This window comes from Enterobacter sp. Bisph1 (assembly GCF_000814905.1).
In the GTDB taxonomy this organism is placed as follows: Bacteria; Pseudomonadota; Gammaproteobacteria; order Enterobacterales; family Enterobacteriaceae; genus Kosakonia.
In genome coordinates, this window is sequence record NZ_JXAG01000050.1 from 156661 (window position 1) to 182841 (window position 26181).

A 26181-nucleotide genomic window follows, 5' to 3' on the forward strand; every position below is an offset into this window, starting at 1 on the left:
TTATAAATGTTTAACATTCCGATAGAAACACGGTTTGAGTATAGCGGCGCAGACGCGCCGCTATCAATGAACAATCAGAGGATTAGAGCGCAGGATAGTCGGTATAGCCTTCCGCGCCGCCGCCATAAAAGCTTTCCGGGCGCTGCGGATTCAGTTCTGCTTTTAACTGCAGGCGCTTCACCAGATCAGGGTTAGCGATGTAGGCACGACCAAAGGCCACCGCATCAATCAACCCTTTTTCGATAAGATCGTCTGCTTTTTCCGGCGTATAGGCACCCGCGCCGATAATCGCGCCGGGGAAGCGTGCGCGCACTTTTTCACGGAACGCCTCGGTGTACGGCTCACCGCCCGCCCAGTCCGGCTCGGACATATGCAGATAGGCAATACCACGTTTACCGAGTTCTTCAATCAGATAGAGCGCATCGGCTTCTTCGTTCGGGCCATTGTCGGTGTTCTGGAAAGAACCGATCGGCGAGACGCGAATACCAATACGATCGGCAGCCCACTCTTTGCTGACAGCATCAATAACTTCCAGCACCAGGCGCGCGCGGTTTTCCACACTGCCGCCGTACCGATCCGTACGCTGGTTTGCGGACGGTGAAAGGAACTGATGCAGGAGATAACCGTGGGCAGAGTGCAGTTCAACCATGTCAAAACCCGCTTCGCGCGCGTTAGCAACCGCCTGGCGGAAATCATTCACGATACCCGGTATTTCTTCCAGCTCCAGCGCGCGCGGCGTGCTGGTATCTTCACGGGTGGCGTTGCCATTAGCATCACGCAAAGAAGTCCGCGTACCGGCATTGATGGCCGAAGGCGCAACGGGTGCCGCGCCGCCTGGCTGCAGGCTGCTGTGAGAGATACGGCCAGTGTGCCACAGCTGGACGGCGATACGGCCATCATCGGCATGTACGGCAGCGGTGATTTTCTGCCATGCGGCAATTTGTTCCGCGCTGTGCAGGCCCGGTGCGCCAGCATAGCCTTTCGCCTGTGCGGAAATTTGCGTCGCTTCGCTGATAATCAGGCCGGAGCTGGCACGCTGACGATAATATTCCGCCATTAACGGCGTCGGAATATCACCGGGTTCAATGCTGCGCAGGCGCGTCAGTGGCGCCATAAAAACGCGGTTCGGCACGGTAATTGCGCCCACTTTCAGCGGGGTAAATAATTTACTGGACATAACAACTCCTGAATAGACCGGTCGACTAGTAATAAGTGAAATAAAATCGCCTGATATCAGACAGGCGTGATAATGATATTTTTAGCATGCGCCAGCGCGCTTTCCAGCGGTAGGGCACTGCGGGAAATCTTGGCCTGCAAATTAGCCCCTAACCACAGAGAGTAGAGCACTTGCGCCTGCGTCAGGGCTTCGCCCTGAAAGGTCAGGCTGCTATCGTTGCGCCCCTTTTCAAGGGCATCGGCGAGCAGGGCGATAACGCCGCGCGCGCCTTTGTCCATCGCCGCGCGCATATCTTCTGACAGATCGCACACTTCAGCCGACAGCTTTACCGTCAGGCAACCGCTAATGATCCCCAGCTGGCAAAACTGGTTAAGCGTCTGCTGATAATAGGCCAGCAGCTTATCACGGTAATTTCCCGGCCCGCCGGTGAAATGGCTGGCGAGCCGCTGGTGATAAGCCGCATAGTGACGCTCAAGTAACGCCACGCCGAACGCCTCTTTTGAGCGAAAATAGTGGTAAAAAGAGCCTTTTGGCACTTCCGCCGTTTTCAGTAGTTCGCTCAGGCCCATCCCGGTAAAGCCTCTGTGCATGCACAGCTGCTCGCCGGTGGCGAGTAAGTGTTCGCGCGTGTCGTGTTCGGTGTTTCTGTTCATTGCGCCACTCTACTAGACCGATCGGTCGCATGCAAGTGGCTAATAATGCGCTAATCGCCTTGCGGGTTTAGGGCAGGCAGTCTTCAATTAAAGAACCTGCCTGTATTTACGGAGTCGACTGTGCCAGAACAACTGGAGTTTTTTCCCGTCCAGAGCCCGTGCCGCGGTATTTGTCAGTCCGATGAACGGGGCTTTTGCCGGGGCTGTATGCGCAGCCGCGATGAGCGGTTTAACTGGCAAACCATGAGCGATGGGCAAAAGCAGGAAGTCCTGCGCCTTTGTCGGCAGCGTTTCCTGCGTAAAATACGCGCAAATAAAGTCTCCCCGCCGGAAGAACCTCAGCAACCCTCACTGTTTTGAACGCGAAAATGCGTATACTCGAAGGCCAAATTCTTTCGAGGAAATCATTATGGTTCAGCGTATTGCTCTCGCCCCGCAGGGCCCGGAGTTCTCCCGTTTTGTGATGGGTTACTGGCGGTTAATGGACTGGAATATGTCCGCGCAACAGCTGGTCAGCTTTATTGAATCCCATCTCGATCTCGGTGTGACCACCGTTGATCATGCGGATATTTATGGCGGCTACCAGTGCGAAGCGGCGTTTGGCGAGGCGCTGAAACTCGCGCCTCATCTGCGTGACCGCATGGAAATCGTGAGCAAATGTGGGATTGCCACCACCGCAAAACCAGAACATGCCCTTGGTCATTACATCACCGATAGCGATCATATTATTCGCAGCGCCGAACAGTCGCTGCTGAACCTGGCCACCGACAACCTCGATCTGTTGCTGATCCACCGTCCGGATCCGCTGATGGATGCCGATGAGGTCGCGGAAGCTTTCCTGCATCTGCACCAGAGCGGCAAAGTGCGCCACTTCGGCGTCTCCAATTTTACCCCGGCGCAGTTCGCCCTGCTGCAATCGCGTCTGCCGTTTACGCTGGCGACGAATCAGGTGGAGATCTCCCCTGTGCATCAACCACTACTGCTGGATGGGACATTGGATCAGCTCCAGCAACTGCGCATTCGCCCAATGGCGTGGTCGTGTCTCGGCGGCGGGCGTCTGTTTAACGATGCCGCATTCCAGCCGTTACGTGATGAACTGGCGCTGGTTGCGCAGGAACTTAATGCGCAAAATATTGAGCAAGTGGTGTACGCCTGGGTAATGCGTCTGCCGTCTGCGCCGTTACCGATTATCGGATCGGGTAAAATTGAACGCGTACGTTCAGCACTGGGCGCGGAGCAGCTCGCGATGACGCGCCAGCAGTGGTTCCGCATCCGCAAAGCGGCGCTCGGTTACGACGTACCCTAACCCGCTGGCATGACCTCCCGGTGAAATCTGTCGCCCTGGTTTACACTTAAGCGGTGAAACTCATCAAGGAGGTCATATGAAGCGTTTTAGTCTGGCAATGCTGGCGCTGTTGGTGAGCGCTGGAGCGCAGGCCGCGAGTGAAGAAGTTGAGATGAATCTGGTGACTGCGCAGGGCGTGGGTCAGTCTATTGGTAGCGTTAAAATTAGCGAAACCGACAAAGGGCTCGAATTTGCGCCGGATCTGAAAGCCCTGCCTCCCGGTGAGCACGGCTTTCATGTTCATGCAAAAGGCAGCTGCGAACCGGCGATGAAAGAGGGTAAACCTTCTGCGGCTGAAGCGGCAGGCGGCCATCTCGATCCGCACCACGCTGGTAAGCATGAAGGGCCTGAAGGGGCCGGGCATTTAGGCGATCTGCCGGTGCTGGTGGTGAATAATGACGGTAAAGCCACGGATCCGGTCGTCGCTCCGCGTCTGAAAAAACTTACCGAGGTGAAAGACAAAGCGCTGATGGTGCATGTCGGCGGCGATAATATGTCCGATCAGCCCAAACCGCTGGGCGGCGGCGGTGCACGTTATGCCTGCGGAGTGATTAAGTAACGGTTTCGGTTGCTGGCGCGTGTTCCAGCTGCGATAGCGCGCAGTACAGGCGCCAGATAATCGATGCCAGCTCACGGGCGGCGGGCTGATGATGTTTACCCAGCGCCGCGCTAATGTGTTCAAGCTCGGCAAGGGTCGCGGAAAGCCGTGCTTGCGAAACACCCCGTTCACTCATTACATCCCGCAGTAAACCCAGGCAGATCTCGCGCACTTTAACGAGGGGATCGGCGCGGATTTCCCATTCGCGCAGCTGCCAGACAACATGTGAGCAATTCAGAAGCACCACGCCCCAGCGCAGCAGCCAGCGCCTTGCCTGCGCATCCTGACTATTACTGAGCAGGCTTACCAGGTGATACACCAGCGATTCAAATTCATGTTCGCTTAGCTGCGGTACACGGCTGAGCTGATCGATAAAACTGCGTCGCAGGGTGCGAATATGCCGGCGGCTTTTACGCGCATCCGAGCCCGGACGCAGCACGGCGAAAGAGAGCCACGCCAGCGCGACACCGAGGATTTTTGCGAGGTTACCGTTTAAGAAATCGGCAAAGTTATAAACCGGCGGATTAGTCACGGCGATAAATGAACCCATAAAGACAATCAACTGCCCCCACAGCCCGGCCAGTTTTGGCATCTGCAACTTCAGTAACTGCAGGGTGGTTAACAGCGGGAACAGGAACAGCAGAAACAGCGTCAGCTCGCTGATTTGCACCATCAGGCCAAATTTCACCCCAAAGCTGAACAGCGACAGCAATATTAAGGTCTTAAGCAGCAGCGCCAGCGAGTTAAACGGTGCGGGCGAAACGGAATAGAGCACGCAGCTGATCGCCGAAAGCGTCAGCGCCGCCGAACCCGATTCCCACTGCGTATTAATACTCCACGCGCCGACCAGGCTGATGGCACAAAAGGTACGAATACCGCTCCATAGCGCTTCGGCGTGATCGCTATAGCGCATTAATCCGGGGCTTCGCGGCGGGGTGAAATGGTTTAGGGGCGAGGCATTTTCGACGCGGGCCAGCCAGCGGCTACTGGTCAGATATACGCGGCAAAAGTAGCGTAACCGTTGCCAAAAGGCGTGATGGCGGTAATCATCACTCTCCGTGGGTACCAGCGGAGCAATGATACGCGCTATCGTCAGCGCATCCGCGCGTGGATGCGCCAATGTAGCGAGCAACTGCTCCAGTATCGGGCGTAAATTTTGCGGCGCGTCGGGCCAGTTAAGCAGCATTCTGCGCAGGCTGGAGATGACGCTGGTGATACGCAACTGCTGGTGCAGCAGCCAGGTCAGCAGGTTGTTTTGCCGACGGAAGCGGTAGTGGCTCCAGAAGGCCTGAATACGCAATAAATTGGTGGTGAGGATCTGGCCGATAACGCTCTCATGGGCGGTACGAATGGCATCGGTATTCTCTGGCTGCCACAGCAGATTCGCATGTTCCAGCAGGCGCGCATGCATCTTCTTTAATGCCGATAACAGCGTCGGGCCATCGGCGGTGCCGGGCAGGATCATCATCATCATCCCGCTGCATAAAATCCCGAGTATCACTTCACATACGCGTGCCTGAGCGATGTCCCACAGTTCGGTGATGTTGGTGATATCAACCATCGCGAAAGCGATAATAGCCGCGGTATAACCGGCCAGTTGAAACGCGTAGGCAACATTATTCATAAACTGCGCGCTGGCCCAGGTACAAAAACCTATCCAGCCCGCCATAGCAAACAGAAACAGCCACGGATCGTTGAGTGTTTGTCCGGCAATGATCAGCGCCGCGCTGGCACCTAACAAACTCCCGGCAATGCGGCCAAGGCTTTTACTGATAACCCCGCCCACGGTGGGAAAACTCACCACTGCGGCGGAGGTCATCGCCCAGTAAGGCGCATCAAGCTGCAGGTAATAGGCAACCGTCAGGGCGAGGCACATCGCAATACCGTTGCGCAGCGCATAGCGCCATTGCCCCGGCGTGGCTTTCACCCACGGCAGATATTGCCAGTACGGCTTCATTACTGGCCGCCAATCGCTACGGTGCATGTAGTGCCGGAGACTAGCGTGAGCCCCTGCGGCAGATTATCAAATTGAATACGCACCGGCACCCGCTGCGCCAGGCGCACCCACGGCACATTTGGTTTAATGTCCGCAACCAGACCGCTATCGGTCTCTACGCTCTGATCGTAAATAGCGCGGCCGATACTGGAAACGTGACCCTGTAACGTCACGTTGCTGCTGTAGAGCACAATTTGCGCCGCTGCACCTTCATGAATATGACGCAGTTTGGTCTCTTCAAAATAGCCCACGACATAAAACGAATGGCTGTCGACCAGCGCAAAGACGGGCTGCCCGGCCGTTGCGTAGTTGCCGCTGCGCGTTGAGAGATTTGTTATCCAGCCATCCACCGGGGCGACTACGCGCGTTTGCGTCAGTTGCCATTGTGCCTGAGCCAGCTGCGCCTGCGCCGCCGCGACGCTCGCCTGTGCGGCTTTGACACTGATATTGGCGGTATCGAGATCTTCAGCGGAGATGTAATTTTTCGCCAGATGACGACGGCGGTTGGCTTCGTTATTGGCTTTCGCCAGCTCCGTTTGCGTGCGGGCCAACTGCGCTTCGGCGTTCAGCACGGCAATACGGTAGGGCGTCTCGTCAATCTGAAACAGCACATCGCCTGCTTTAACAAACTGGTTATCGTTGACGTGCAGTTGCGTAATGCTGCCGGAAACCTGCGGTGTGATATTCACTTGTTCAGCGCGGATTTTGCCGTCGCGCGTCCAGGGCGACTGCATATAAAAATTCCACATCCACCAGCCGGCGACAATCGCCACCGCCAGAACGAGGAGAGTGGAAAAGTATTTCAGGGATTTCAAACGCATAATTACCACACAATTAACAAGCCAAGGGCAAAACTTAATGCAATAACGAACAAGGATAGATCTAAAAGGATGGGATGCCAGATATCGCCCGCGTAGATCCATTCGCGCAGCAGGCGATGGGCAATAAGCCAAAAAAGAAAGCCCAGCAAGACCACTTTGAATACCGGAGGGAAGTACACCGATGCACCGAAAATCAGATCTTGCAGGGGTAAGTGAGAAAAACTTGGGTTCAATGTCACACTTTGCATCCTTTGCAGCCTAACGGATCGCCAAATTGGTGCTTATTATTAGACAACAGCCAACGGTGCTAAGGCAGGTGGAATCTCAGTATAAGGCCCGGCGTAAACCGTATTACATTTGTTTTACTATTACAAATACTGCAAACTATTTTAAAATGAGTATAACAACTTAGCAAGCTAATAATAAGGAGATGAAATTGGAATCGCCATTAGGTTCTGATCTGGCACGCTTAGTGCGCGTGTGGCGCGCTTTAATTGACCATCGCCTGAAACCTCTGGAATTAACGCAGACTCACTGGGTAACGCTGCATAATATTCATCAGCTGCCGCCCGATCAGTCGCAAATTCAACTGGCAAAAGCGATCGGCATAGAGCAGCCCTCGTTGGTGCGTACGCTGGATCAGCTGGAAGAGAAGGGCCTTATTTCTCGCCAGACCTGTGCCAGCGACCGCCGGGCGAAGCGGATCAAATTGACAGAAAAAGCGGACCCAATCATTGAAGAGATGGAGACGGTGATTCGTAAAACCCGGGGGGAAATCCTTGCCGGTATCTCTGCGGAAGAACTCGATCAGTTGATTAAAATGATTGCCCGACTGGAACACAATATCAATGAGCTACAGTCGCGAGACTGAAAAAAAAGCCTTGCATCTGCAAGGCTTTTTTATCTCTGCACGCTACGTGAGCGAAGAAAGAGGGCGGCCAGCATAGCGGCCACCTGCATCAGCGATTAGCGCGGGGAAACGGTAATCTGACGGCCGTTGCTGGCCATTACGACGCGCTGGCCAGCGGCGAAACGGGTAGCGCCCTGTTTCTGCACCACCATAATGGTATTGCCGTCGTCTTTACGAATTTCCAGCTCAACACCCTGCGACTTGTTCATTGAACCCTGTACGGATTGCCCCGCTACGCCACCGGCAACCGCGCCTGCGGCCGTCGCCAGAGAGCGCCCGGTACCGCCGCCAACGGTATTGCCGAGGAAACCACCCAGTACGGCACCGCCAAGAGCCCCAATGACATTGCTCTCATCGCCGCCCTGGATCTGTACCGGACGTACGTTAACCACGGTGCCGTAAGTGACATTCTGCACCTGTTTAGCTTCGGAAGCAGAATAGACATCACCGGAAAGCGAGTCATTATTTACGCAGCCCACCAACGACAAACCAATCAGCGAAACTGCCAGTGCACGTAACATCATTTATGAATCTCCTGTTCACCATGAAACGCCCTTGCGGACATCCGTCATGGTCAAATTATATGGCATTTTAATCACGCCAGGTCATGTCTTCTGCTAAATATGGGTGAAAATACTAATAAAAGCAGGTTTAACTGATTTTAAACGAAGCGATTATAAACGTTGGTCATCACAATTTCACTTAACGTAAATTGAGTGGATTGTTAAAAAGTGTTTGCTGTCGATGGCGTAAACCGGCGCTTTGTGGTGGAGTGGTGCACTTCTGTCACGCACGAAAGGGAGGCATATGAAATCGGGTCGCTACATTGGAGTAATGTCAGGAACGAGTCTGGATGGTGTCGATGTGGTGCTGGCGGCAATTGATGAAACCATGGTCGCACAGCAAGCGAGCCTGACGTTTCCCATCCCGCTGCCGTTAAAAGAGGCGATCCTGGGCATCTGCCAGGGGCAGCAGCTTACACTTTCGCAACTGGGGCGGCTGGATACGCAGCTGGGCAAGCTGTTTGCCGATGCGGTGCTGGCGTTGATGGATAAAGAGCACCTGCATCCACAGGATATCGTCGCGATTGGCTGCCACGGACAAACCGTCTGGCATGAACCGACCGGGATTGCGCCGCATACCCTGCAGATTGGCGATAACAACCAAATCGCCGCGCGCACCGGCGTGACGGTGGTCGGCGATTTCCGCCGCCGCGATATCGCCCTTGGCGGCCAGGGCGCACCGTTGGTGCCAGCGTTTCACCACGCGCTACTGGCGCACCCGGTAGAGCGCCGCATGGTGCTGAATATCGGCGGGATTGCCAATCTCTCATTGCTCATCCCCGGCCAGCCCGTCAGAGGCTATGATACCGGCCCGGGCAATATGCTGATGGATGCGTGGATTTGGCGACAAAAAGGCAAGCCTTACGATAAAGACGCCCAGTGGGCGAGCGAAGGCAAAGTGCTGCTGCCGTTGCTGCAAAACATGTTGAACGACAGCTACTTTTCCACGCCTGCGCCGAAAAGCACCGGTCGGGAATATTTTAATTACGGCTGGCTGGAACGCCATCTTGCCCATTTCCCGGGCATAGCGGCCTGCGATGTGCAGGCTACCCTTGCGGAATTGACGGCGGTGACTATCTCCGAGCAGGTACTGCTCAGCGGCGGCTGCGAGCGTCTGTTGGTGTGCGGCGGCGGAAGCCGCAATCCGCTGGTGATGGCGCGTCTGGCGGGGCTGCTGCCGGGCACGGAGGTAACGACTACCGATGAGGCGGGTATCAGCGGCGATGATATGGAAGCGCTGGCGTTTGCCTGGCTGGCCTGGCGCACTCTGGCCGGATTACCGGGTAATATGCCGTCGGTGACCGGGGCTTCTGCGCCATCGGTACTGGGGGCGATTTATCCCGCTAACCCACGGCAGAATCAGAGTTAACCGCATTTTACTTTCGTGGTCCCAGGTTAGACTGGCGAGGATTAGGGAGGGCGTTTCGCCCTCCGTGACCAGCACCGTTTTGGGAATACGTTATGAAAAAAATCCTCATCGCTTGTCTGCCTGCGCTGCTCGCCGGATGCAGCTACTACAACCAGTTTGTCGAGCGCATGCACACCGATACGCTGGTCTATCAGTGTGATGAAAAACCCCTTAGCGTTAAAATTAACCACAGCCGTTCGCAGGCGAGTTTTGTCTGGGATGACAAGCTGATCACCCTCCAGCAGGGGCTTTCTGCATCCGGTACGCGTTATACCGATGGCGTGTATGTTTTCTGGTCGAAAGGCGATAGCGCCACGGTCTACAAACGCGATCGCATCGTGCTGAATAACTGTCAGTTAATCCCGCAGCGTTGAGATTTTCATTGGGGCGCGCATAATAGCCCTACCTGATTCTTACTTTCGCTAACGCCATGTCTGATAACGATCAACTGCAGCAAATCGCGCATCTGCGCCGTGAATACACCAAAGGCGGCCTGCGTCGCGGCGATCTCCCCGCCGAACCGCTGGCCCTGTTTGAACGCTGGCTCGGTCAGGCCTGTGAAGCCCAACTTATCGATCCGACCGCAATGGTAGTGGCGACGGTGGATGAGAGCGGTCAGCCTTATCAGCGCATCGTGCTGCTAAAACATTACGACGAGAAAGGGATGGTGTTTTATACCAACCTCGGCAGCCGTAAAGCGCACCATATCGAACACAATCCCGCCGTGAGCCTGTTGTTCCCCTGGCATATGATCGAGCGCCAGGTGATGGTCACCGGTAAGGCGGAACGGTTGTCGACGCTGGAAGTAATGAAATATTTTCACAGCCGTCCGCGGGACAGCCAAATCGGTGCCTGGGTATCGAAGCAATCCAGCCGCATCTCCGCGCGCGGCGTGCTGGAAAGCAAATTCCTCGAACTAAAACAGAAGTTCCAGCAGGGCGAGATCCCGCTGCCCAGTTTTTGGGGCGGTTTTCGCGTCACGATTGAACAGATGGAGTTCTGGCAGGGCGGCGCAAACCGTCTGCACGATCGTTTTTTATACCAGCGTGAGAACGCCGCGTGGAAAATTGACCGCCTCGCGCCCTAATCCCTTAAAAAATGTTACCTTAAGCGCTGGCACTCCGTGTGCCGGCGCTTTATTCTATCTGCCCCCCATGAAGTATCCTTTCGCATCTGGCGAAAAGTCGTGTACCGGCAAAGGTGCAGTTTGTTTTATACATGGAGATTTTGATGGCTAGCAGTAACTTGATTAAACAATTGCAAGAGCGGGGCCTGGTGGCCCAGGTGACGGATGAGGAAGCGTTAGCAGAGCGACTGGCGCAAGGCCCGATCGCGCTCTATTGCGGCTTCGATCCCACCGCTGACAGCTTGCATTTGGGGCATCTGGTTCCTTTGTTATGCCTGAAACGCTTCCAGCAGGCTGGCCATAAGCCCGTGGCGCTGGTCGGCGGTGCAACCGGGCTGATTGGTGACCCGAGCTTTAAAGCCGTCGAGCGTAAACTGAATACCGAAGATACCGTGCAGGAGTGGGTGGATAAAATCCGCAAACAGGTAGCGCCGTTCCTCGATTTCGACTGTGGCGATAATTCCGCTATCGCCGCCAACAACTACGACTGGTTTGGCAATATGAATGTGCTGACCTTCCTGCGCGATATCGGTAAACACTTCTCCGTTAACCAGATGATTAACAAAGAAGCGGTCAAACAGCGTTTGAACCGTGACGATGTCGGGATCTCGTTCACCGAGTTTTCCTACAACCTGCTGCAGGGTTATGACTTCGCCTGTCTGAATAAACTGCACGGCGTGGCGCTGCAAATCGGCGGTTCTGACCAGTGGGGCAACATCACCTCCGGCATCGATCTGACCCGCCGTCTGCATCAGAATCAGGTCTTTGGCCTGACGGTGCCGCTGATCACCAAAGCTGACGGCACCAAATTCGGCAAAACCGAAGGCGGCGCGGTGTGGCTGGATCCGAAGAAAACCAGTCCGTATAAATTCTATCAATTCTGGATCAATACCGCGGACGCGGATGTTTATCGCTTCCTGAAATTCTTCACCTTTATGGACATCGCGGAAATAAACGCGCTGGAAGAAGAAGATAAGAACAGCGGTAAAGCGCCGCGCGCACAATATGTGCTGGCTGAGCAGGTAACGCGCCTTGTGCATGGCGAAGAGGGGCTCACCGCCGCGAAACGTATTACCGAAAGCCTGTTCAACGGAACGCTGAGCAGCCTGAGCGAAGCGGATTTCGAACAGCTAGCACAGGATGGCGTGCCGATGGTCGAGATGGAAAAAGGTGCCGATCTGATGCAGGCGCTGGTGGACTCTGAGCTCCAGCCGTCTCGCGGCCAGGCACGCAAAACTATCGCCTCTAACGCCGTCACCATCAATGGCGAAAAACAGTCCGACGCGGAATATTTCTTCACCGACGGCGATCGCCTGTTTGGTCGCTATACGCTGCTGCGTCGCGGTAAGAAAAATTACTGCCTGATCTGCTGGAAGTAATCACCGACCTGCCGAAGGGAGCGAGAAATCGCTCCCTTCGCTTTATTGCCCATTCTTGCAAGGCTTTCAATAATGAAGAATATCCTCGCCATTCAATCGCATGTGGTTTTTGGCCATGCGGGGAACAGTGCCGCCGAATTTCCGATGCGCCGCCTGGGTGCCAACGTCTGGCCGCTGAATACGGTGCAGTTTTCTAACCATACGCAGTATGGTCAGTGGACCGGGAGCGTGATGCCGCCGTCGCATCTGACGGAGATTGTGCAGGGCATTGCCGCTATCGGCAAACTGCAACAGTGTGACGCGGTACTGAGCGGTTATCTGGGTTCGGCGGAGCAGGGCGAGCATATTCTGGATATCGTCCGCCAGGTTAAAAGCGCTAATCCGCAGGCAAAATACTTTTGCGATCCGGTGATGGGCCATCCTGAGAAAGGCTGTATTGTCGCGCCGGGCGTAGCCGAATTTCATCTGCGCCACGCCTTGCCCGCCAGCGATATGATTGCCCCCAATCTGCTTGAGCTGGAGATGTTGTGCGAACACGCAGTCAATAATGTGCAGGAAGCGGTTGCGGCGGCACGCGAACTGATCGACCTGGGACCGCAAATCGTGCTGGTCAAACATCTGGCGCGCGCGGGGCTTAGCGCTGAACGCTTTGAAATGTTACTGGTGACGCCGGATGAAGCCTGGCATATCAGCCGTCCGCTGGTGGATTTTGGCGCACGTCAGCCCGTCGGCGTTGGCGATGTCACCAGCGGGCTGCTGCTGGTGAAACTGTTGCAGGGCGCGAGCGTGTGCAATGCGCTGGAGCACGTAACGGCGGCGGTGTATGAAATTATGCTGGCGACGCAGAGCAGGCAGGAGTATGAGCTACAGGTGGTTGCGGCGCAGGACAAAATTGCCCATCCCGAACACCTCTTTAGCGCAACGCTGTTATAAAAAAGGCGGGAAAACCCGCCTCTGTCTGCGCCCGTTAACGCACCGCTAACGGGCCATTTGCTATTACTGAATACCTTCAGCTGCCATCGCCGCTGCGACCGCAGGACGTGCTGCTACGCGCGCCATATAAGCATCGATATTTGTCAGGCCTTCCAGATTCAATTTCACCGCGCGCGCCCAGCGCAGCACGGTAAAGAGATAGCCATCAGCAATGGTAAAGTTCGCGCCGCTGATCCACTCGGATTTACCCAGCGATTCATTGACGTACTGCAGTTTTTTCTCCAGCAGCGCACGAGCGGTCGGTTTAAAGTCTTCCGGCGTATCCGGGCGGAACAGCGGCGTGAAACCTTTATGCAGTTCGGTAGCGATAAAATTTAGCCACTCCAGCGTCTTATAACGCGGCAAGGTGCCCACAGGCGCTAACAACTGGCTCTGTGGCGCGCTGTCAGCGACGTACTGCATAATCGCCACGCCTTCGGTGAGCAGCGTGTTGTCATCCAGCTGCAGCGCCGGAACTTGCCCTTTTGGGTTAATGGCGAAAAAGTCCTCGCCGTTTTCCAGGCGTTTATGCATCAGATCAACGCTGACCAGATCCACATCGTTGCCCGTTTCTCGTAGAGCGATATGGGAGGCGAGTGAGCAAGCGGAAGGTTTGTAAAACAGTTTCATTGTTGTGTCCTTTTAGCTGATTTCCAGTCTAGGTTAGTACGCGTTGGCATAAAAAAAAAGCCGCTAACGTCGGTTAGCGGCTCTCTGTTTCGTATTCCCCTCGGCCATTATGCCGTAGCGGTTTTGGATGCTTCGTCTGCGGATTCGTCACCCTGGGTCATACGGTTCAGCTTCGGTGCGGCAAGGATCATCAGCACAGCGATCACCGCCGTAGTGATACCAATTTGCAGGAAGACGCTGCCGTAGATATTAAGGGACATCAGCGGATCGGTGACATTTTCTGGAATAGCCATCCGGTTTGCGACATAGCCAGCGATAATATTCGCGCCCGCCGTGGTCAGGAACCAGCTACCCATAATAAAGCCCATCAGACGCTGCGGAACCAGCTGTGCAACCATCGCCAGGCCAAGGCCGGAGATCATCAGCTCACCGATACTTTGCAGGCCGTAGCTCGCGATAAGCCAGCTTACGGAAACGATACCCGCGTCGGAGGCGAATTTCGTCCCCAGCGGCAGCACCAGGAACGCACCGGAGCACAGCACCATACCGATAGCAAATTTATGCGGCATCGGCAGCGTATCGCCCATTTTGTTATAGATGGCCGCCAGAATCGGGCTACCAATAATAATCCAGAACGGGTTCAGCGCCTGATACTGTTCAGGCTCAAAGGCGATACCGAACAGGGTGTGCTCAACGTTACGAATGGCGAAGAAGTTCAGCGAGGTCGGCATCTGGCTATACAGCACGAAGAAGACAATCGCCTGCACCATCAAAATGAAGGCAACGATCATTTTACGCCGCGCCGCGCCTTTCATGGCGAAGGTCTCTTTAGCGAAGATAACGATAATACAAATTGCCACCACACCCAGTACCATACGGGCAATGCCCTGGTTGTGCAGCAGCCAGGTAGCGATAGCGACCAGCGCAACGATACCGACGATAGTCGCCAGCAGATAGTTCATGCGCACAGGGGCGAAATCGGGTTTGGAACCGTGGTTTTTCACCCAGCGTTTGCAGAATGCAAAGTTCACGATAGTGATAAGCAAACCGACCACGCTCAGACCAAAGGCGGTGCTCCAGCCGAACTTCGCCGCCAGCCAGGGCGTCGCCAGCATCGAGAAGAACGAACCGACGTTGACGGACATGTAGTACATGGTAAATGCACCATCCAGACGCGGGTCATCTTTTGCATAGCAGGTCGAGAGCAGCGAGGACGGGTTGGCTTTAAACAGGCCATTACCGACGGCAATCGCCGCCATTCCCATGTAAACCACCCCAGCATCATGCCCGGAACAGGCCACCAGCGCATAGCCGATCGCCAGCACAATCGCCCCCAGCATAATCACGCGTTTGGTGCCCAGGACTTTATCGCCCAGCCAGCCACCGATGGCGACCAGACCATAAACCAGAGCGCTGAAAGAGGAGAACAGGGTGATAGAATCCGATTCCGACATACCCAGCTGTTTCACCAGGTAGACAGCCATAATCCCTTGCAGGCCGTAATAACCAAAACGTTCCCATAACTCGATGGAGAAGATCAGATAAAACGCTTTCGGTTGTTTAAAAGCGTTCAGGCTGACGCTTTCGGTTGGTTTGTTTGCAGTCGACACATATACCTCTTTTTTTACATCCCATATTAACGGGGGTGTTCAGCGCGCAATAACCAGAGTTCATCGCGCTTATAGTTATATTGGGAGGGGAAAACGGCGGTTAATGTTCACTATCCGGCGTTTACAGGCAAGTGCTTTGACATATTCTGTTACATAGATCCGGCGCATTACAATGCTCGGTCATTGTAATTGTTATTCAGAGTTAAATTTCACTATTAAAATAAAAGTGGATTTTTCCACTGCCTGGCAGGGGTGGAATTGGCCATTAAGAAATATGTTCTACTGTTTTGTCTATAAAGCAGTTGATCGGGCTGCTTTGCGAGATAAACATGGTGATATCTATTGCTCGCGGCGGCTAAACTTTGTCCAGTGAGTTCTTTAGGGCGCGTAGAAATCATAATTTTAACATTGCGTTAGCATTCCAGGACCTTTTAACATTTGGTTGGATTTTTTTCTTCTAAAAAAAGGAATGCTCTTAATAAATACGCATAAGCCGACGATTATTTGCTCATTTTTACCTGTGGCGCGCGATCCTTCGACGATTCAGGCAATTTGCAGAGATGTGAGCGTTATCACTTACTGTTAACCTTGGAAATCAGCGTGTTCTTATCATTTTTCATCACCACAGCGGCAACGATACGCCGTAAAAAGCGCCGGTTAAGATATATGCCGCGCATTGTTCATGACAGGCGGCCGATCCGCTGTCAGACTTGCCGCTGTGTTTTTTTATCTGGAGTCGTAATATGAACTTTCATCCCTGGCTCAATGCGTTACATATCGCGGCGGCCATTGTCTGGATAGGCGGTATGTTGGTTATGGCAGTGGTGGCGGGCTGGTGTGCGGTACAGACAGATAAGAGCGTTAGCAACCGACTGGCGGGCGATGTTCGTGGCTGGAGCCGCAAATTTACTACCCCGGCAATGCTGCTGCTGTGGATCGCCGGCGCGGTGATGGTCATTGCTCACGGTCAAATGCCGCACCTGTGGCTGATATTGAAAATTGTCGTCGTGCTGCTGCTTTCCGGTCTGCACGGTTTTCTCTCTGCCACCTTACGGCGCATCGCCGCGGGTGAAGCGATCAAAGGCAGCGGTGCGATTGGCAACGCGGTCGTTATCACGATTATCGCCGTGTTACTGATTATTTTGCTGGCGGTAATGCGCCCGTTCTGACGGATCTTAGCTTTCGGTTTTACTGTCGTATTCGCACAGATCTTCGATAATGCAGGAACCGCAACGCGGTTTGCGGGCGATGCAGGTGTATCGCCCGTGCAGGATCAGCCAGTGGTGGCAATCCACTTTAAACTCCGCTGGTACCACTTTCAGCAGTTTATTCTCTACCTCTTCGACGTTCTTACCCGGCGCGAATCGCGTACGGTTAGAGACGCGAAAAATATGCGTATCTACGGCAATCGTTGGCCAGCCAAAGGCGGTGTTGAGCACGACGTTAGCCGTTTTACGCCCGACGCCCGGCAGGGCTTCCAGCGCCGCTCTGTCCTCAGGTACTTCGCCGCCGTGCTGCTCAAGCAAAATGCGGCAGGTCTTAATCACATTTTCCGCTTTGCTGTTAAACAGACCGATGGTTTTGATGTACTGTTTAACGCCTTCAACGCCCAGCTCAAGCATCGCTTTTGGCGTATTTGCCAGCGGATAGAGCAGCGCGGTGGCTTTATTGACGCTGACATCCGTGGCCTGTGCCGAGAGCAGCACGGCGATCAGCAGCTCAAAGGGTGAAGTGAAATTCAGTTCGGTGGTCGGGTGCGGATTGTTTTCCCGTAAGCGGGTCAAAATTTCCAGACGTTTTGCTTGATTCATTATGCCTTCCCGGGCGTGACCTGTGCAGCCTCGTTTGCCACTGCGACGGCGGCTTCACGACGTTTTTTCATTTTCTGATCGATTATGTATTTTACCGCCAGCATCATCCCGAGGCCGATAAAGGCCCCCGGCGGCAGCATCGCCAGCAGAAACGGCGAATCGGTGTGAAATACTTCAATACGCAGCACTTTCGCCCAACTGCCGAGCAGACTGTCGGCACCGTTAAACAACGTGCCGTTGCCAAGAATTTCGCGCATAGAACCCAGCACAAACATCGCGCCGGTCGCGCCCATGCCGATGGAGAAGCCATCCAGCGCCGAGAGCGCCGGGCCTTTCTTCGCGGCGAACGCTTCCGCGCGGCCAACAACGATACAGTTGGTCACGATAAGCGGAATAAAAATGCCCAGCGACTGGTAAAGACCAAAGGCATACGCATTGATCAGCATTTGTACCGCGCTGACCACCGAGGCGATAATCATCACGTAAATAGGGATGCGGATCTCAGCCGGCGTCCAGCGGCGCAGGGAGGAGATAACCAGGTTGGTCAGGGTTAAAACCAGCGTGGTTGCCAGCCCTAGCCCGAGGGCGTTAGTGGCCGTCGATGTTACCGCCAGCAGCGGACACATCCCCAGCAGCTGTACCAGCGCAGAGTTGTTTTTCCACAGCCCCTGGACAATAACCTCTTTCACTTCGCTCATCGCTTACTCTCCACATTCCACTAAACGCGGCAGCTGCTGCGGCAGCGTCATGGCATACAGGCCGGTACGTTTGACCGCGTTAACCACCGCGCGTGGGGTGATAGTCGCACCGGTAAACTGGTCAAAATCACCGCCATCTTTTTTGACGGCAAAATGCGAGTCGGCCGCGCCATCAATACGTCTCCCGCTGAAATGAGTGATCCAGTCCGTGATACGCAGCTCAATCTTATCGCCCAGTCCCGGCGTTTCATGGTGCTCCGTTACGCGCACGCCTAATACCGTACCGTTAAAATCGGCGCCTACCAGCAGTTGAATGGCACCGGAGTAGCCATCCGGTGCGGTCGCTTCGATAACCGCGGCCACCGGGGTATCGTCTTTTTTGGCGATCCACAGCCGATGTTGCCCTTTACCCAGAGCCGGATCGCTTACCCGATAACAGCTCTGCTGCAGCGCATTATTATAACGCTCTGCGGGGATCACCTGATCGAATAACGCTTTTTGTTGCAGCGTCGCCTGATCGGCAATGGTGGTTTTCGTCAGCTGATCGATAGCGGCGGTAAGCCCTGTTGATCCTGCCGCGAACAGCGCCAGCGTTACGCCATGTTTACGCATTGTCTTTAGCATAGCCGGCTCCTTAGCGATGCCCGTAAACACGCGGGCGCGTGTAGTAATCGATCAACGGCACGGTGATATTCGCCAGCAATACGGCAAAAGCCACGCCGTCGGGATACCCACCAAAGCTGCGGATAAGCCACACCAGCAAGCCCGCCAGCGCGCCAAAAATCAGCCGACCTTTATTGGTGGTCGAAGCGGTGACCGGATCCGTCAGAATAAAGAAAGCGCCAAGCATGGTGGCACCGGAGAACAGGTGCAGCTGCGGTGCCGCCAGCGAATCCGGCGCAAGCAGCCAGCCCAGCGTCGCGCAAATAACCAGCGTCAGCAGAAAGCTAACGGGAATATGCCAACGAATTGTTTTCTGCCACAGCAGGAACAGGCCGCCGGCCAGGTAAGCGAGATTGACCCACTGCCAGCCGACACCGGCCAGCACGCCGCGGTAAATAGGGTATTGCAGGATCTGCTCAACGCTGTGCCCGGCATGCAACGAGGTTTTAAAGGTATCGAGAGGCGTCGCCTGGCTTACGCCATCAATGCCGATACGCAGGGTTTCCATTCCTGCACCCGCCGTGGTATGGCCGCTGAATATTATCTGTAAGGCATCGATAAAACCCGGCACCGTCCGCGCGATGTCATGGGGCGGCAGCCAGCTGGTCATCTGTACCGGAAATGAAATCAGCAGCACCACATAGCCAATCATCGCCGGGTTAAAGGGGTTATGGCCGAGGCCGCCGTAAAGTTGTTTGGCGATAATCACCGCGAAGGCGGTGCCGAGCACCACCATCCACCACGGCGCAAGGGGCGGAATACTGATGGCCAACAGTAGTCCGGTCAGCAGCGCGGAGTTATCGGCAACAATAGCGCCGACGTTTTGCTTGCGTAATCGCAGTACCAGCGCCTCCGCCGCCACGGCGCTGACGATAGCGAGGATAAGCTGTATCACTGTTCCCCAGCCGAAAAACGCGGTTTGCACGGCGATCCCCGGCACGGCAGCGAGGGTCACCAGCAGCATAATCCGTGAGGTCTGGCGCTGGTTATGGGTGTAAGGGGAACTTGCGATTCTGAAAACCATTTAATCCTCGTTAACAGCTTGCTGTGCGGCCTTTTTAGCCCGAACGCGGGCGATGGCGGCGGCGACCGCGTCTTTGCGCGGATCGTCATTAGCGGCCTGCTCAAACGACGGCGGAGCCTCGGTTTGTGTGGCGGCATGTTGTTCTAATTTGCGCGCTTTGGCACGGGCAATCGCCGCTTCCACCGCCGCTTTACGCGGATCGACCGCCGGGGTTTCGGCCTGCGCGGGTTCGGCGACTGCTGCGGTCTCTTCCGGCTGGCTCTGCGCCAGCTTGCGCGCTTTAGCGCGGGCAATCGCCGCTTCGACCGCCGCTTTGCGCGGATCGATGGCCGGGGTTTCGGCCTGCGCGGGTTCGGCGACAGCTGCGGTTTCTTCTGGCTGGCTATGCGCCAGCTTGCGTGCTTTGGCGCGGGCAATCGCCGCTTCGACCGCTGATTTACGCGGATCCGGCGTTTCGCTGCTGCTGGTTGGGGTTTCGGCTTGTTGGGCTTTTTCTGCCTGTCGGGCGCGCGCTTGCGCTTTGCGTGCTTCGCGGGCCGCAATCACTTCGCTATTATCGGGCGCGGCACCGGCCTGCACCACGATGGATTGCCCGGCGGTGGCCTGTTTCTCGCGTGCCCGCGCCAGCGCCGCATCAATTGCCTGCTGATCCTGGGCGGCAGGCTGCACGGCGGCCTGTTGGTGACGCTGCTTGCGGGCCAGCTTCTCGCGCTCAAGACGCGCCTGACGCGCTTCAAAGCGGGCTTTCGCTTCGGCGGTGCGTTTCTCTTCCTCACTGATGGCGTAAATTTCCGCCTTCTCCTGGCGGAAATATTGCACCAGCGGAATATTGCTAGGGCACACCCAGGCGCAGGCACCGCATTCAATGCAGTCGGAAAGATTGTGTGCGGTGGCTTTATCGTGCTGCTGACCTTTGCTAAACCAATACAGCTGCTGGGGTAATAAATCGGCGGGGCAGGCGTCGGCACAGGCGCTACAGCGAATGCACCCTTTCTCTTCCTGCGGCGCACCCATCTCACTGGCGGAAGGTGCCAGCAGGCAGTTAGTGATTTTCACCACCGGCACATCCAGCCAAGGCAGGGTGAAGCCCATCAGCGGGCCGCCCATAATCACCAGTTGTTCAGCCGACGGGCAGAAACCGGCGCACTTAAGCAGATGGCTAACCGGCGTACCGAGACGCGCCCAGACGTTACCGGGACGCGTAACCGCTTCGCCCGTTAGGGTGACCACACGCTCGGTCAGCGGTTCGCCGTCGATCACCGCACGCTTAATCGCATACGCCGTGCCGACGTTTTGCATCAAAATACCAATATCGGACGAACGGCCACCGTGCGGTACCTGCTTGCCGGTCAGGATCTGCGTAAGCTGTTTAGCGCCGCCGGACGGGTATTTCGTCGGAATGACTTTTAACTGAATATCGTGACTACCCGCCAGTACCGCACGCATCATCGAAATGGCCTGCGGCTTGTTATCTTCGATACCAATCAGCACCTGACGCGGCTGCAGGATGTGCGCCAGGATGCGCACGCCGTCCATTATCTGCGCGGCACAATCCTGCATTAAACGGTCGTCGGCGGTTATGTAGGGCTCGCACTCGGCGGCGTTGATAATCAGCGTATCGATTTTATCGCCGCCGCTCTGCAATTTAGCGGCGGTCGGGAAGCCGGCACCGCCAAGCCCCGCCACGCCAAATTGATGAATGCGCTCAATCAGGGCTTCATAACTGTGGGAGCGGTAATCCTGCCAGCCGTCACGCTCAATCCAGCGATCTTCGCCATCCGCCTCTATAATGACGCTCATCTCCGGCAGCGCCGATGGATGCGCGGTGGAGTGGGGCGCAATCGCCGTCACGGTGCCGGAGGTGGGCGCATGAACCGGCAGCATACGGCCGCGACCACGAGTCAGCGGCTGCCCGCGCAGAACGTTGTCGCCGACACGCACGCATAGCTCGCCCTCAGCGCCAATGTGTTGCTTCACGGGAATAACAAAACGATGAGCCAGCGGCAGCTGACGCAGCGGCGTGCCGTTTGACTGGGTTTTCATTTCGGGCGGATGAATACCGCCGTGAAAATCCCACAGTTTCTCTTTTCGGAAAGCGGAAAATAACTTAAGCATGGTGTTCCACAGGAATATTACGTACCGGAATGGTCTGCAAATCCCATTTCCAGCTCTGGATGGTCGTTTCCACAGGGCGCAGCTCAATGCACTGCGTCGGGCACGGATCCACACAAAGATTACAGCCGGTACACAGATCGCTCATCACCGTATGCATCGCGCGCGTGGCGCCGATAATGGCATCGACCGGACAGGCCTGGATGCACTTGGTGCAGCCAATGCAGTTGTCTTCGTCAATCACCGCCAGCATACGCACCGGCTCAAGGGCCGCCGCGTCGCCATCAATGGGCTGCGGATCGACATTTAACAAGGCGGCAATTTTCAGCATCACGGCTTCACCACCGGGTGCGCAGCGGTTAATTTTTTCACCCTGCAGACCAACGGCCTCAGCATAAGGACGGCAACCGGGATAACCGCACTGGCCACACTGGCTTTGCGGTAACAGCTCATCGACGCGTTCAACCACCGGATCGTCTTCGACCGCGAAACGGCGGGAAGCGTAACCGAGAATGATACCGAAAATCAGCCCGAGCACGCTCAGGGCCACCACGGCCAGGGTAATCGCACTCATCTTACAATTTCACCAGACCGCTAAAGCCCATAAAGGCCAGAGACATTAAGCCCGCGGTGATTAACGCAATCGCGTTGCCGCGAAAAGGGGCGGGCACATCGGCAACGGCCAGACGCTCGCGAATGGCGGCGAATAAGACCATAACCAGTGAAAATCCGACGGCGGCAGCGAAGCCATACAACGCCGATTGCATAAAGTTGTGCCCAAGGTTGATATTGAGCAGGGCCACGCCGAGCACCGCGCAGTTGGTGGTAATCAGCGGCAAAAAGATCCCCAGCAGGCGATAGAGCGCCGGGCTGGTTTTACGCACCACCATTTCCGTGAACTGCACGACAACAGCGATAATCAGAATAAATGCCAGCGTGCGCAGATAGACTAAATCCAGCGGGATAAGCACCCAGCTATCGATGAGCCAGGCGCAGATCGACGCCATCGTCATCACGAAGGTTGTCGCCAGCCCCATGCCCATTGCGCTTTCCAGCTTTTTGGAAACGCCCATAAACGGACACAGGCCAAGAAACTTCACCAGTACGAAGTTATTGACCAGCACCGTTCCGATAAATAGCAGCAGATAGTCTGTCATTATATGGCCTGAAATAAAAACGCTCCTATTATCGGTCAAATATCCACGTCCGACAACAGGGTAACTGTAAGGGTATTACGGGTTAACAAAGGTCTTTTTCACGCGCGTCGAGCGTTTGAAATAGGGCACCATCAATGCTGCCGCAAGCAGCGGAAAGAGTAACTGACGCAGCGCCAGTTCATCGGAGACGGGAGCGAAAGCAAAGGCTTTGACGGAAAGCAATACGCAGACTAGCAGCCAGATAATATAGTGTTTTGGCACGCTGCGGCGGCGTTTAAAAAAGGCGATAACCAGCCAAAAGGTGTAATACCAGATGGCGATAGCGAAGGCGAACGATACAAACCACAGCACCGTCTGTTTCAGCGGCTGCGCGCCCAGCGCCGTAACCGACTGCGGCGTCATTAAGGCGGTCGCATAGAGTAACAGTGCCAGCGAGGTGCTTAATAACGCAACCAGCAACCAGGCCAGAGGACCGAGTAACCAGCCTCCGATTCTTTCTGCGGACATCGAAGTCATGCATATTCCTCTATTAAGGCAGTAAAGCTCTGGATGATTTCGCCGGGCGAGGAGTATAAAGCATTACGCGGCGAATGCCAGCGTCGTTACTGCACGTAGCGCCATACAGAGCGCGGAACGCACCCAATGTCAAATAAACGTCCGCCGGAAACCAGTTCAGCCCTGCGATGATCCGCTGCACGATACATGTTAATAATTTCGCCATTATCCGTCAGCGAATAGTTAAGGTGATCGAACAGTTTTTCCAGACTTTCAAGTGAGCTAATCTTACGAAATTTTAATAAATAATCCTGAACGGTCATATTGAGGGTTGTCCATAAAATAAAAGAGGCAAATAGAGTACGCGCGTTAATGAAGAGGAATAATAAACGTTATTACCCGAGGGTAAATAGCGTATGCGTGCTCTGGCCCTAATTTAAGAGTTTTCTTTTCGAATGAAACCCGCCGCCAGAACAGCGCCGGGTGATGAAAATGAATGCCTTACCGTGTGGCAGGTCATAAAACGGTGGCGCTGTACGCCCGTTGCGGATTTTGTTGGTGCGGTTATTTCTTTTGCGCAACGACGCTCTGTTCAGGCGGTTGATAATTATCAATATGACTGGCGAAAACCAACAGAATAGTCGATACGCCGAGTACAACCCAGCCCATTAATTCAATAATCCGATTGAAAATTCCGACCATACTATTACTGCTCCCTGTGTTTACTGTCGTCTGCGACGGGCACAGTACAATCTGTACCGCGGCCCGGAGGCAGATTTAAGCAGATTTTTTAAGCGGAAACCAGGGTTTGTTGCGTTAATTCATGCGTTTCGCTTATGAATCGCGATGGCGGTTGTTGCCAGCAGGCAGATAGTATGAAATAGAGATTCCAAAAAGGAGAGACCACGCTATGAGCGATAACATCCGTGTCGGATTAATAGGTTATGGTTACGCCAGTAAAACGTTTCATGCGCCGCTGATTGCCGGTACGGCAGGTATGGAGCTGGCGGCCATATCCAGCAGTGATGAAACAAAAGTGAAAGCGGACTGGCCTGCGGTGCCGGTTGTCTCTGAGCCAAAGCATCTGTTTAACGATCCGCAGATTGATTTGATAGTCATTCCTACGCCGAATGATACCCATTTTCCGCTGGCGAAAGCGGCGCTGGAGGCGGGTAAACATGTGGTGGTGGATAAACCCTTTACCGTGACGCCGTCCCAGGCCCGTGAACTGGATGCGCTGGCGCGCAGCCTCGGGCGCGTGTTATCGGTGTTTCATAACCGCCGCTGGGACAGCGATTTCCTGACCCTGAAAGCATTGCTGGCGGATGGCGCACTGGGGGAAGTGAACTATTTTGAGTCACATTTTGACCGCTTCCGTCCGCAAATCCGCGACCGCTGGCGCGAGCAGGGCGGGCCGGGCAGCGGTATCTGGTATGATTTGGCGCCGCATCTGCTCGATCAGGCCGTTAACCTGTTTGGCCTGCCGGTGTCGATGACCGTGGATCTGGCGCAGCTGCGCCCTGGCGCGCAGTCAACGGACTATTTTCATGCGGTGCTGGCCTATCCGCAGCGCCGCGTTGTGCTGCACGGTACGATGCTGGCGGCGGCGGAGTCGGCACGCTATATCGTCCACGGCTCGCGCGGTAGCTATGTAAAATATGGCCTCGATCCGCAAGAAGAGTGCCTGAAAAGCGGCGCGCGTCTGCCGCAAGAAGATTGGGGCTATGATATGCGCGACGGCATGTTAACGCGCATTGATGGCGAGGCGCGTAAAGCAGAGCAGTGGCTGACGCTGCCGGGCAACTATCCGGCCTACTATGCGGCGATTCGCGATGCCCTTAATGGCGTCGGCGAAAACCCTGTGCCGGCAAGCCAGGCGATTCAGATTATGGAGATGATTGAGCTGGGTATTGAATCGGCAAAACATCGCGCCACGCTGAGTCTCACCTGAAGAATGACCGCTCACGCGTCGGCGTGAGCGGTATGCTTTATGCTTTATGCTTTCGCGACGCGCTCGCGCAGCGCCTGTTTTTCCGCAGCACTCAGAAAGGCCATCTCCAGCCCGTTAATCTGCGCCTGACGAATATGCTCGCGGCTCAACCCGGCCGCCGGAGCGGCGACTTGATACTCATGACCAATCTCCACGCCCTGTACCGCAGGATCGTCGGTATTAATGCTGGCCATAATCCCGTGATCAAGGAAGGTTTTCAGCGGATGGCGCTCAAGTGACGGCACAGTGCTGGTCTGTATATTCGACGTCAGACAGGACTCAATGCCAATGCGTTGTTCGGCGAGGAAGTCCATCAGGGCGGTATCTTCTATCGCTTTCACACCGTGACCGATGCGCACCGCGCCCAGTTCGCGAATAGCCTGCCAGATACTTTCCGGGCCTGCGGCTTCGCCGGCATGGACGGTGATTTGCCAGCCCGCATCGCGCGCGCGGTTGAAATGCGAGAGAAACAGACTGCCGGGGAAACCCAGCTCATCGCCGGCCAGATCCAGCGCCGTAATGCCTTCACGGTGCGCCAGCAGCGCCTCCAGTTCCTGTAAACATGCCGCTTCACCGAAGGTGCGGCTCATGATACCAATCAGGTTAGCCTGCACGTTAAAATCACGGCTCCCTTCGCGTACCCCGGCAATCACCGCTTCCACCACGCCCGCCACCGGCAGGTTGTGAGTCATCGCCATATAGCCTGGCGAAAAACGCAGTTCGACATAATGCAAACCATTCAGCGCCGCGTCCTGCATATTTTCCCAGGCGACGCGGCGGCAGGCTTCGAGTGAGGCCAGCACTTTTACCCCCCAGTCGAGCTTGGCAAGGAAGCTCACCAGATCCGGCTCATTGGAGGTGACCTGAACGTGAGGGCGCAGAGCGTCAAGGGTTTGTGCAGGCAGCGGGATATTGTACTGGCGTCCGAGATCGAGAATGGTTTGCGCGCGGATGTTTCCGTCGAGATGGCGATGTATATCAGTTAACGGCAGGTTTGAATCAATCATGGTCGCACTCTTTTTTATGTAAAGTGCGCACCATTA

30 protein-coding genes are annotated in these 26181 nt (G+C 55.3%); 11 read left to right on the forward strand and 19 right to left on the reverse strand.

Features of this window, described 5'->3' with window-relative positions; all coding sequences use genetic code 11:
• Positions 1-82: 82 nt before the first annotated feature.
• Together RW65_RS18395 and RW65_RS18400 are read right to left on the reverse strand one after the other, a co-directional pair.
• Positions 83-1177, reverse strand: coding sequence for an alkene reductase (locus tag RW65_RS18395; protein WP_039058255.1), 1095 nt, complete (start codon positions 1175-1177; stop codon positions 83-85).
• Between the two features lie 56 nt (positions 1178-1233).
• On the reverse strand, positions 1234-1830 hold the full coding sequence (locus RW65_RS18400; RefSeq protein ID WP_039058256.1) for a TetR/AcrR family transcriptional regulator: 597 nt from the start codon (positions 1828-1830) through the stop codon (positions 1234-1236).
• Between the two features lie 120 nt (positions 1831-1950).
• Here RW65_RS18400 and RW65_RS18405 point away from each other — a divergent pair, with 120 nt between their 5' ends.
• The 3 genes from RW65_RS18405 (at position 1951) to sodC (ending at position 3734) form a co-directional block, all read left to right on the forward strand.
• Positions 1951-2190, forward strand: coding sequence for a DUF1289 domain-containing protein (locus RW65_RS18405; RefSeq protein ID WP_039058257.1), 240 nt, complete (start codon positions 1951-1953; stop codon positions 2188-2190).
• A 49-nt stretch (positions 2191-2239) separates the two neighbouring features.
• Positions 2240-3136, forward strand: a complete 897-nt coding sequence (locus RW65_RS18410) for an aldo/keto reductase (RefSeq protein WP_039058258.1) — start codon at positions 2240-2242, stop codon at positions 3134-3136.
• Positions 3137-3212: 76 nt separating this feature from the next.
• Positions 3213-3734 carry a superoxide dismutase [Cu-Zn] SodC gene (gene sodC / locus RW65_RS18415; protein WP_039058259.1) on the forward strand — a complete coding sequence of 174 codons (522 nt, stop codon included), beginning with the start codon at positions 3213-3215 and terminating at the stop codon, positions 3732-3734.
• On the opposite strand, the gene RW65_RS18420 is transcribed toward sodC, so the two are convergent.
• The 3 genes from RW65_RS18420 to RW65_RS18430 are packed head-to-tail and all read right to left on the reverse strand — an operon-like array spanning position 3727 to position 6829.
• Complete coding sequence (locus RW65_RS18420; RefSeq protein WP_039058260.1) at positions 3727-5730, reverse strand: FUSC family protein; 2004 nt, start codon at positions 5728-5730, stop codon at positions 3727-3729. The two genes, sodC and RW65_RS18420, sit on opposite strands and share 8 nt — an antisense overlap.
• Positions 5730-6590: an efflux RND transporter periplasmic adaptor subunit gene (locus tag RW65_RS18425; RefSeq protein WP_039058261.1), complete on the reverse strand. Its 861-nt coding sequence runs from the start codon at positions 6588-6590 to the stop codon at positions 5730-5732. The genes RW65_RS18420 and RW65_RS18425 overlap by 1 nt, the downstream gene beginning before the upstream one ends.
• A 2-nt stretch (positions 6591-6592) precedes the next feature.
• The gene (locus tag RW65_RS18430) at positions 6593-6829 is read right to left on the reverse strand and encodes a DUF1656 domain-containing protein (protein ID WP_039058262.1); all 237 of its coding nucleotides are present in this window, start codon (positions 6827-6829) and stop codon (positions 6593-6595) included.
• 191 nt (positions 6830-7020) lie between these two features.
• Between RW65_RS18430 and slyA the strand changes: the two genes are divergently transcribed.
• Positions 7021-7461 (forward strand): transcriptional regulator SlyA, encoded by a 441-nt coding sequence (gene slyA / locus RW65_RS18435; RefSeq protein WP_039058263.1) that lies wholly within the window; start codon positions 7021-7023, stop codon positions 7459-7461.
• 95 nt (positions 7462-7556) lie between these two features.
• Here the strand turns inward: slyA and slyB are convergent, their stop codons facing one another.
• Entirely contained in the window at positions 7557-8024 is a 468-nt protein-coding gene (gene slyB / locus RW65_RS18440) for an outer membrane lipoprotein SlyB (protein ID WP_039058264.1), read from the reverse strand.
• 283 nt (positions 8025-8307) lie between these two features.
• Here slyB and anmK point away from each other — a divergent pair, with 283 nt between their 5' ends.
• The 5 genes from anmK to pdxY all read left to right on the forward strand — a co-directional run bounded on the left by anmK (position 8308) and on the right by pdxY (position 12909).
• Positions 8308-9432, forward strand: a complete 1125-nt coding sequence (anmK, locus tag RW65_RS18445) for an anhydro-N-acetylmuramic acid kinase (RefSeq protein ID WP_039058266.1) — start codon at positions 8308-8310, stop codon at positions 9430-9432.
• A 92-nt stretch (positions 9433-9524) separates the two neighbouring features.
• Positions 9525-9845, forward strand: coding sequence for a C-type lysozyme inhibitor (gene mliC / locus RW65_RS18450; protein ID WP_039058267.1), 321 nt, complete (start codon positions 9525-9527; stop codon positions 9843-9845).
• Positions 9846-9901: 56 nt separating this feature from the next.
• On the forward strand, positions 9902-10558 hold the full coding sequence (pdxH, locus tag RW65_RS18455; RefSeq protein WP_039058268.1) for a pyridoxamine 5'-phosphate oxidase: 657 nt from the start codon (positions 9902-9904) through the stop codon (positions 10556-10558).
• Positions 10559-10701: 143 nt separating this feature from the next.
• The gene (tyrS, locus tag RW65_RS18460) at positions 10702-11976 is read left to right on the forward strand and encodes a tyrosine--tRNA ligase (protein ID WP_039058269.1); all 1275 of its coding nucleotides are present in this window, start codon (positions 10702-10704) and stop codon (positions 11974-11976) included.
• A gap of 72 nt (positions 11977-12048) precedes the next feature.
• A complete protein-coding gene (pdxY, locus tag RW65_RS18465; RefSeq protein WP_039058270.1) occupies positions 12049-12909 on the forward strand; it encodes a pyridoxal kinase PdxY in 861 nt (286 codons plus the stop codon).
• A gap of 63 nt (positions 12910-12972) precedes the next feature.
• Here the strand turns inward: pdxY and gstA are convergent, their stop codons facing one another.
• Together gstA and dtpA are read right to left on the reverse strand one after the other, a co-directional pair.
• On the reverse strand, positions 12973-13578 hold the full coding sequence (gene gstA, locus RW65_RS18470) for a glutathione transferase GstA (protein WP_039058271.1): 606 nt from the start codon (positions 13576-13578) through the stop codon (positions 12973-12975).
• Between the two features lie 107 nt (positions 13579-13685).
• Positions 13686-15188, reverse strand: coding sequence for a dipeptide/tripeptide permease DtpA (gene dtpA, locus RW65_RS18475; protein WP_039058272.1), 1503 nt, complete (start codon positions 15186-15188; stop codon positions 13686-13688).
• 743 nt (positions 15189-15931) lie between these two features.
• On the opposite strand from dtpA, the gene RW65_RS18480 reads away from it, so the two are divergent.
• Positions 15932-16357, forward strand: a complete 426-nt coding sequence (locus tag RW65_RS18480) for a CopD family protein (RefSeq protein ID WP_039058273.1) — start codon at positions 15932-15934, stop codon at positions 16355-16357.
• Positions 16358-16363: 6 nt separating this feature from the next.
• Here RW65_RS18480 and nth read toward each other — a convergent pair whose 3' ends face one another.
• The 10 genes from nth to blr all read right to left on the reverse strand — a co-directional run bounded on the left by nth (position 16364) and on the right by blr (position 23850).
• On the reverse strand, positions 16364-16999 hold the full coding sequence (gene nth, locus RW65_RS18485; RefSeq protein ID WP_039058274.1) for an endonuclease III: 636 nt from the start codon (positions 16997-16999) through the stop codon (positions 16364-16366).
• Positions 16999-17697 (reverse strand): electron transport complex subunit E, encoded by a 699-nt coding sequence (locus tag RW65_RS18490; RefSeq protein WP_039058275.1) that lies wholly within the window; start codon positions 17695-17697, stop codon positions 16999-17001. Before RW65_RS18490 ends, nth begins: the two co-directional genes overlap by 1 nt.
• A gap of 3 nt (positions 17698-17700) precedes the next feature.
• Positions 17701-18321 (reverse strand): electron transport complex subunit RsxG, encoded by a 621-nt coding sequence (gene rsxG, locus RW65_RS18495; protein WP_039058276.1) that lies wholly within the window; start codon positions 18319-18321, stop codon positions 17701-17703.
• Between the two features lie 10 nt (positions 18322-18331).
• On the reverse strand, positions 18332-19384 hold the full coding sequence (rsxD, locus tag RW65_RS18500; protein ID WP_039058277.1) for an electron transport complex subunit RsxD: 1053 nt from the start codon (positions 19382-19384) through the stop codon (positions 18332-18334).
• Positions 19385-21499 (reverse strand): electron transport complex subunit RsxC, encoded by a 2115-nt coding sequence (rsxC, locus tag RW65_RS18505; RefSeq protein ID WP_039058278.1) that lies wholly within the window; start codon positions 21497-21499, stop codon positions 19385-19387.
• Positions 21492-22070, reverse strand: coding sequence for an electron transport complex subunit RsxB (gene rsxB, locus RW65_RS18510; RefSeq protein ID WP_039058279.1), 579 nt, complete (start codon positions 22068-22070; stop codon positions 21492-21494). Before rsxB ends, rsxC begins: the two co-directional genes overlap by 8 nt.
• Position 22071: 1 nt before the next feature.
• Complete coding sequence (rsxA, locus tag RW65_RS18515) at positions 22072-22653, reverse strand: electron transport complex subunit RsxA (protein ID WP_039058280.1); 582 nt, start codon at positions 22651-22653, stop codon at positions 22072-22074.
• A gap of 75 nt (positions 22654-22728) precedes the next feature.
• Positions 22729-23169 (reverse strand): DUF2569 domain-containing protein, encoded by a 441-nt coding sequence (locus tag RW65_RS18520; RefSeq protein ID WP_039058281.1) that lies wholly within the window; start codon positions 23167-23169, stop codon positions 22729-22731.
• Between the two features lie 86 nt (positions 23170-23255).
• A complete protein-coding gene (gene ydgT, locus RW65_RS18525) occupies positions 23256-23471 on the reverse strand; it encodes a transcription modulator YdgT (protein ID WP_039058282.1) in 216 nt (71 codons plus the stop codon).
• Between the two features lie 241 nt (positions 23472-23712).
• Positions 23713-23850 carry a division septum protein Blr gene (blr, locus tag RW65_RS18530; RefSeq protein ID WP_039058283.1) on the reverse strand — a complete coding sequence of 46 codons (138 nt, stop codon included), beginning with the start codon at positions 23848-23850 and terminating at the stop codon, positions 23713-23715.
• A gap of 208 nt (positions 23851-24058) precedes the next feature.
• Between blr and RW65_RS18535 the strand changes: the two genes are divergently transcribed.
• Positions 24059-25099, forward strand: a complete 1041-nt coding sequence (locus tag RW65_RS18535) for an oxidoreductase (RefSeq protein WP_039058284.1) — start codon at positions 24059-24061, stop codon at positions 25097-25099.
• Between the two features lie 44 nt (positions 25100-25143).
• On the opposite strand, the gene add is transcribed toward RW65_RS18535, so the two are convergent.
• Positions 25144-26145: an adenosine deaminase gene (gene add / locus RW65_RS18540; protein ID WP_039058285.1), complete on the reverse strand. Its 1002-nt coding sequence runs from the start codon at positions 26143-26145 to the stop codon at positions 25144-25146.
• Positions 26146-26181 lie beyond the last annotated feature (36 nt).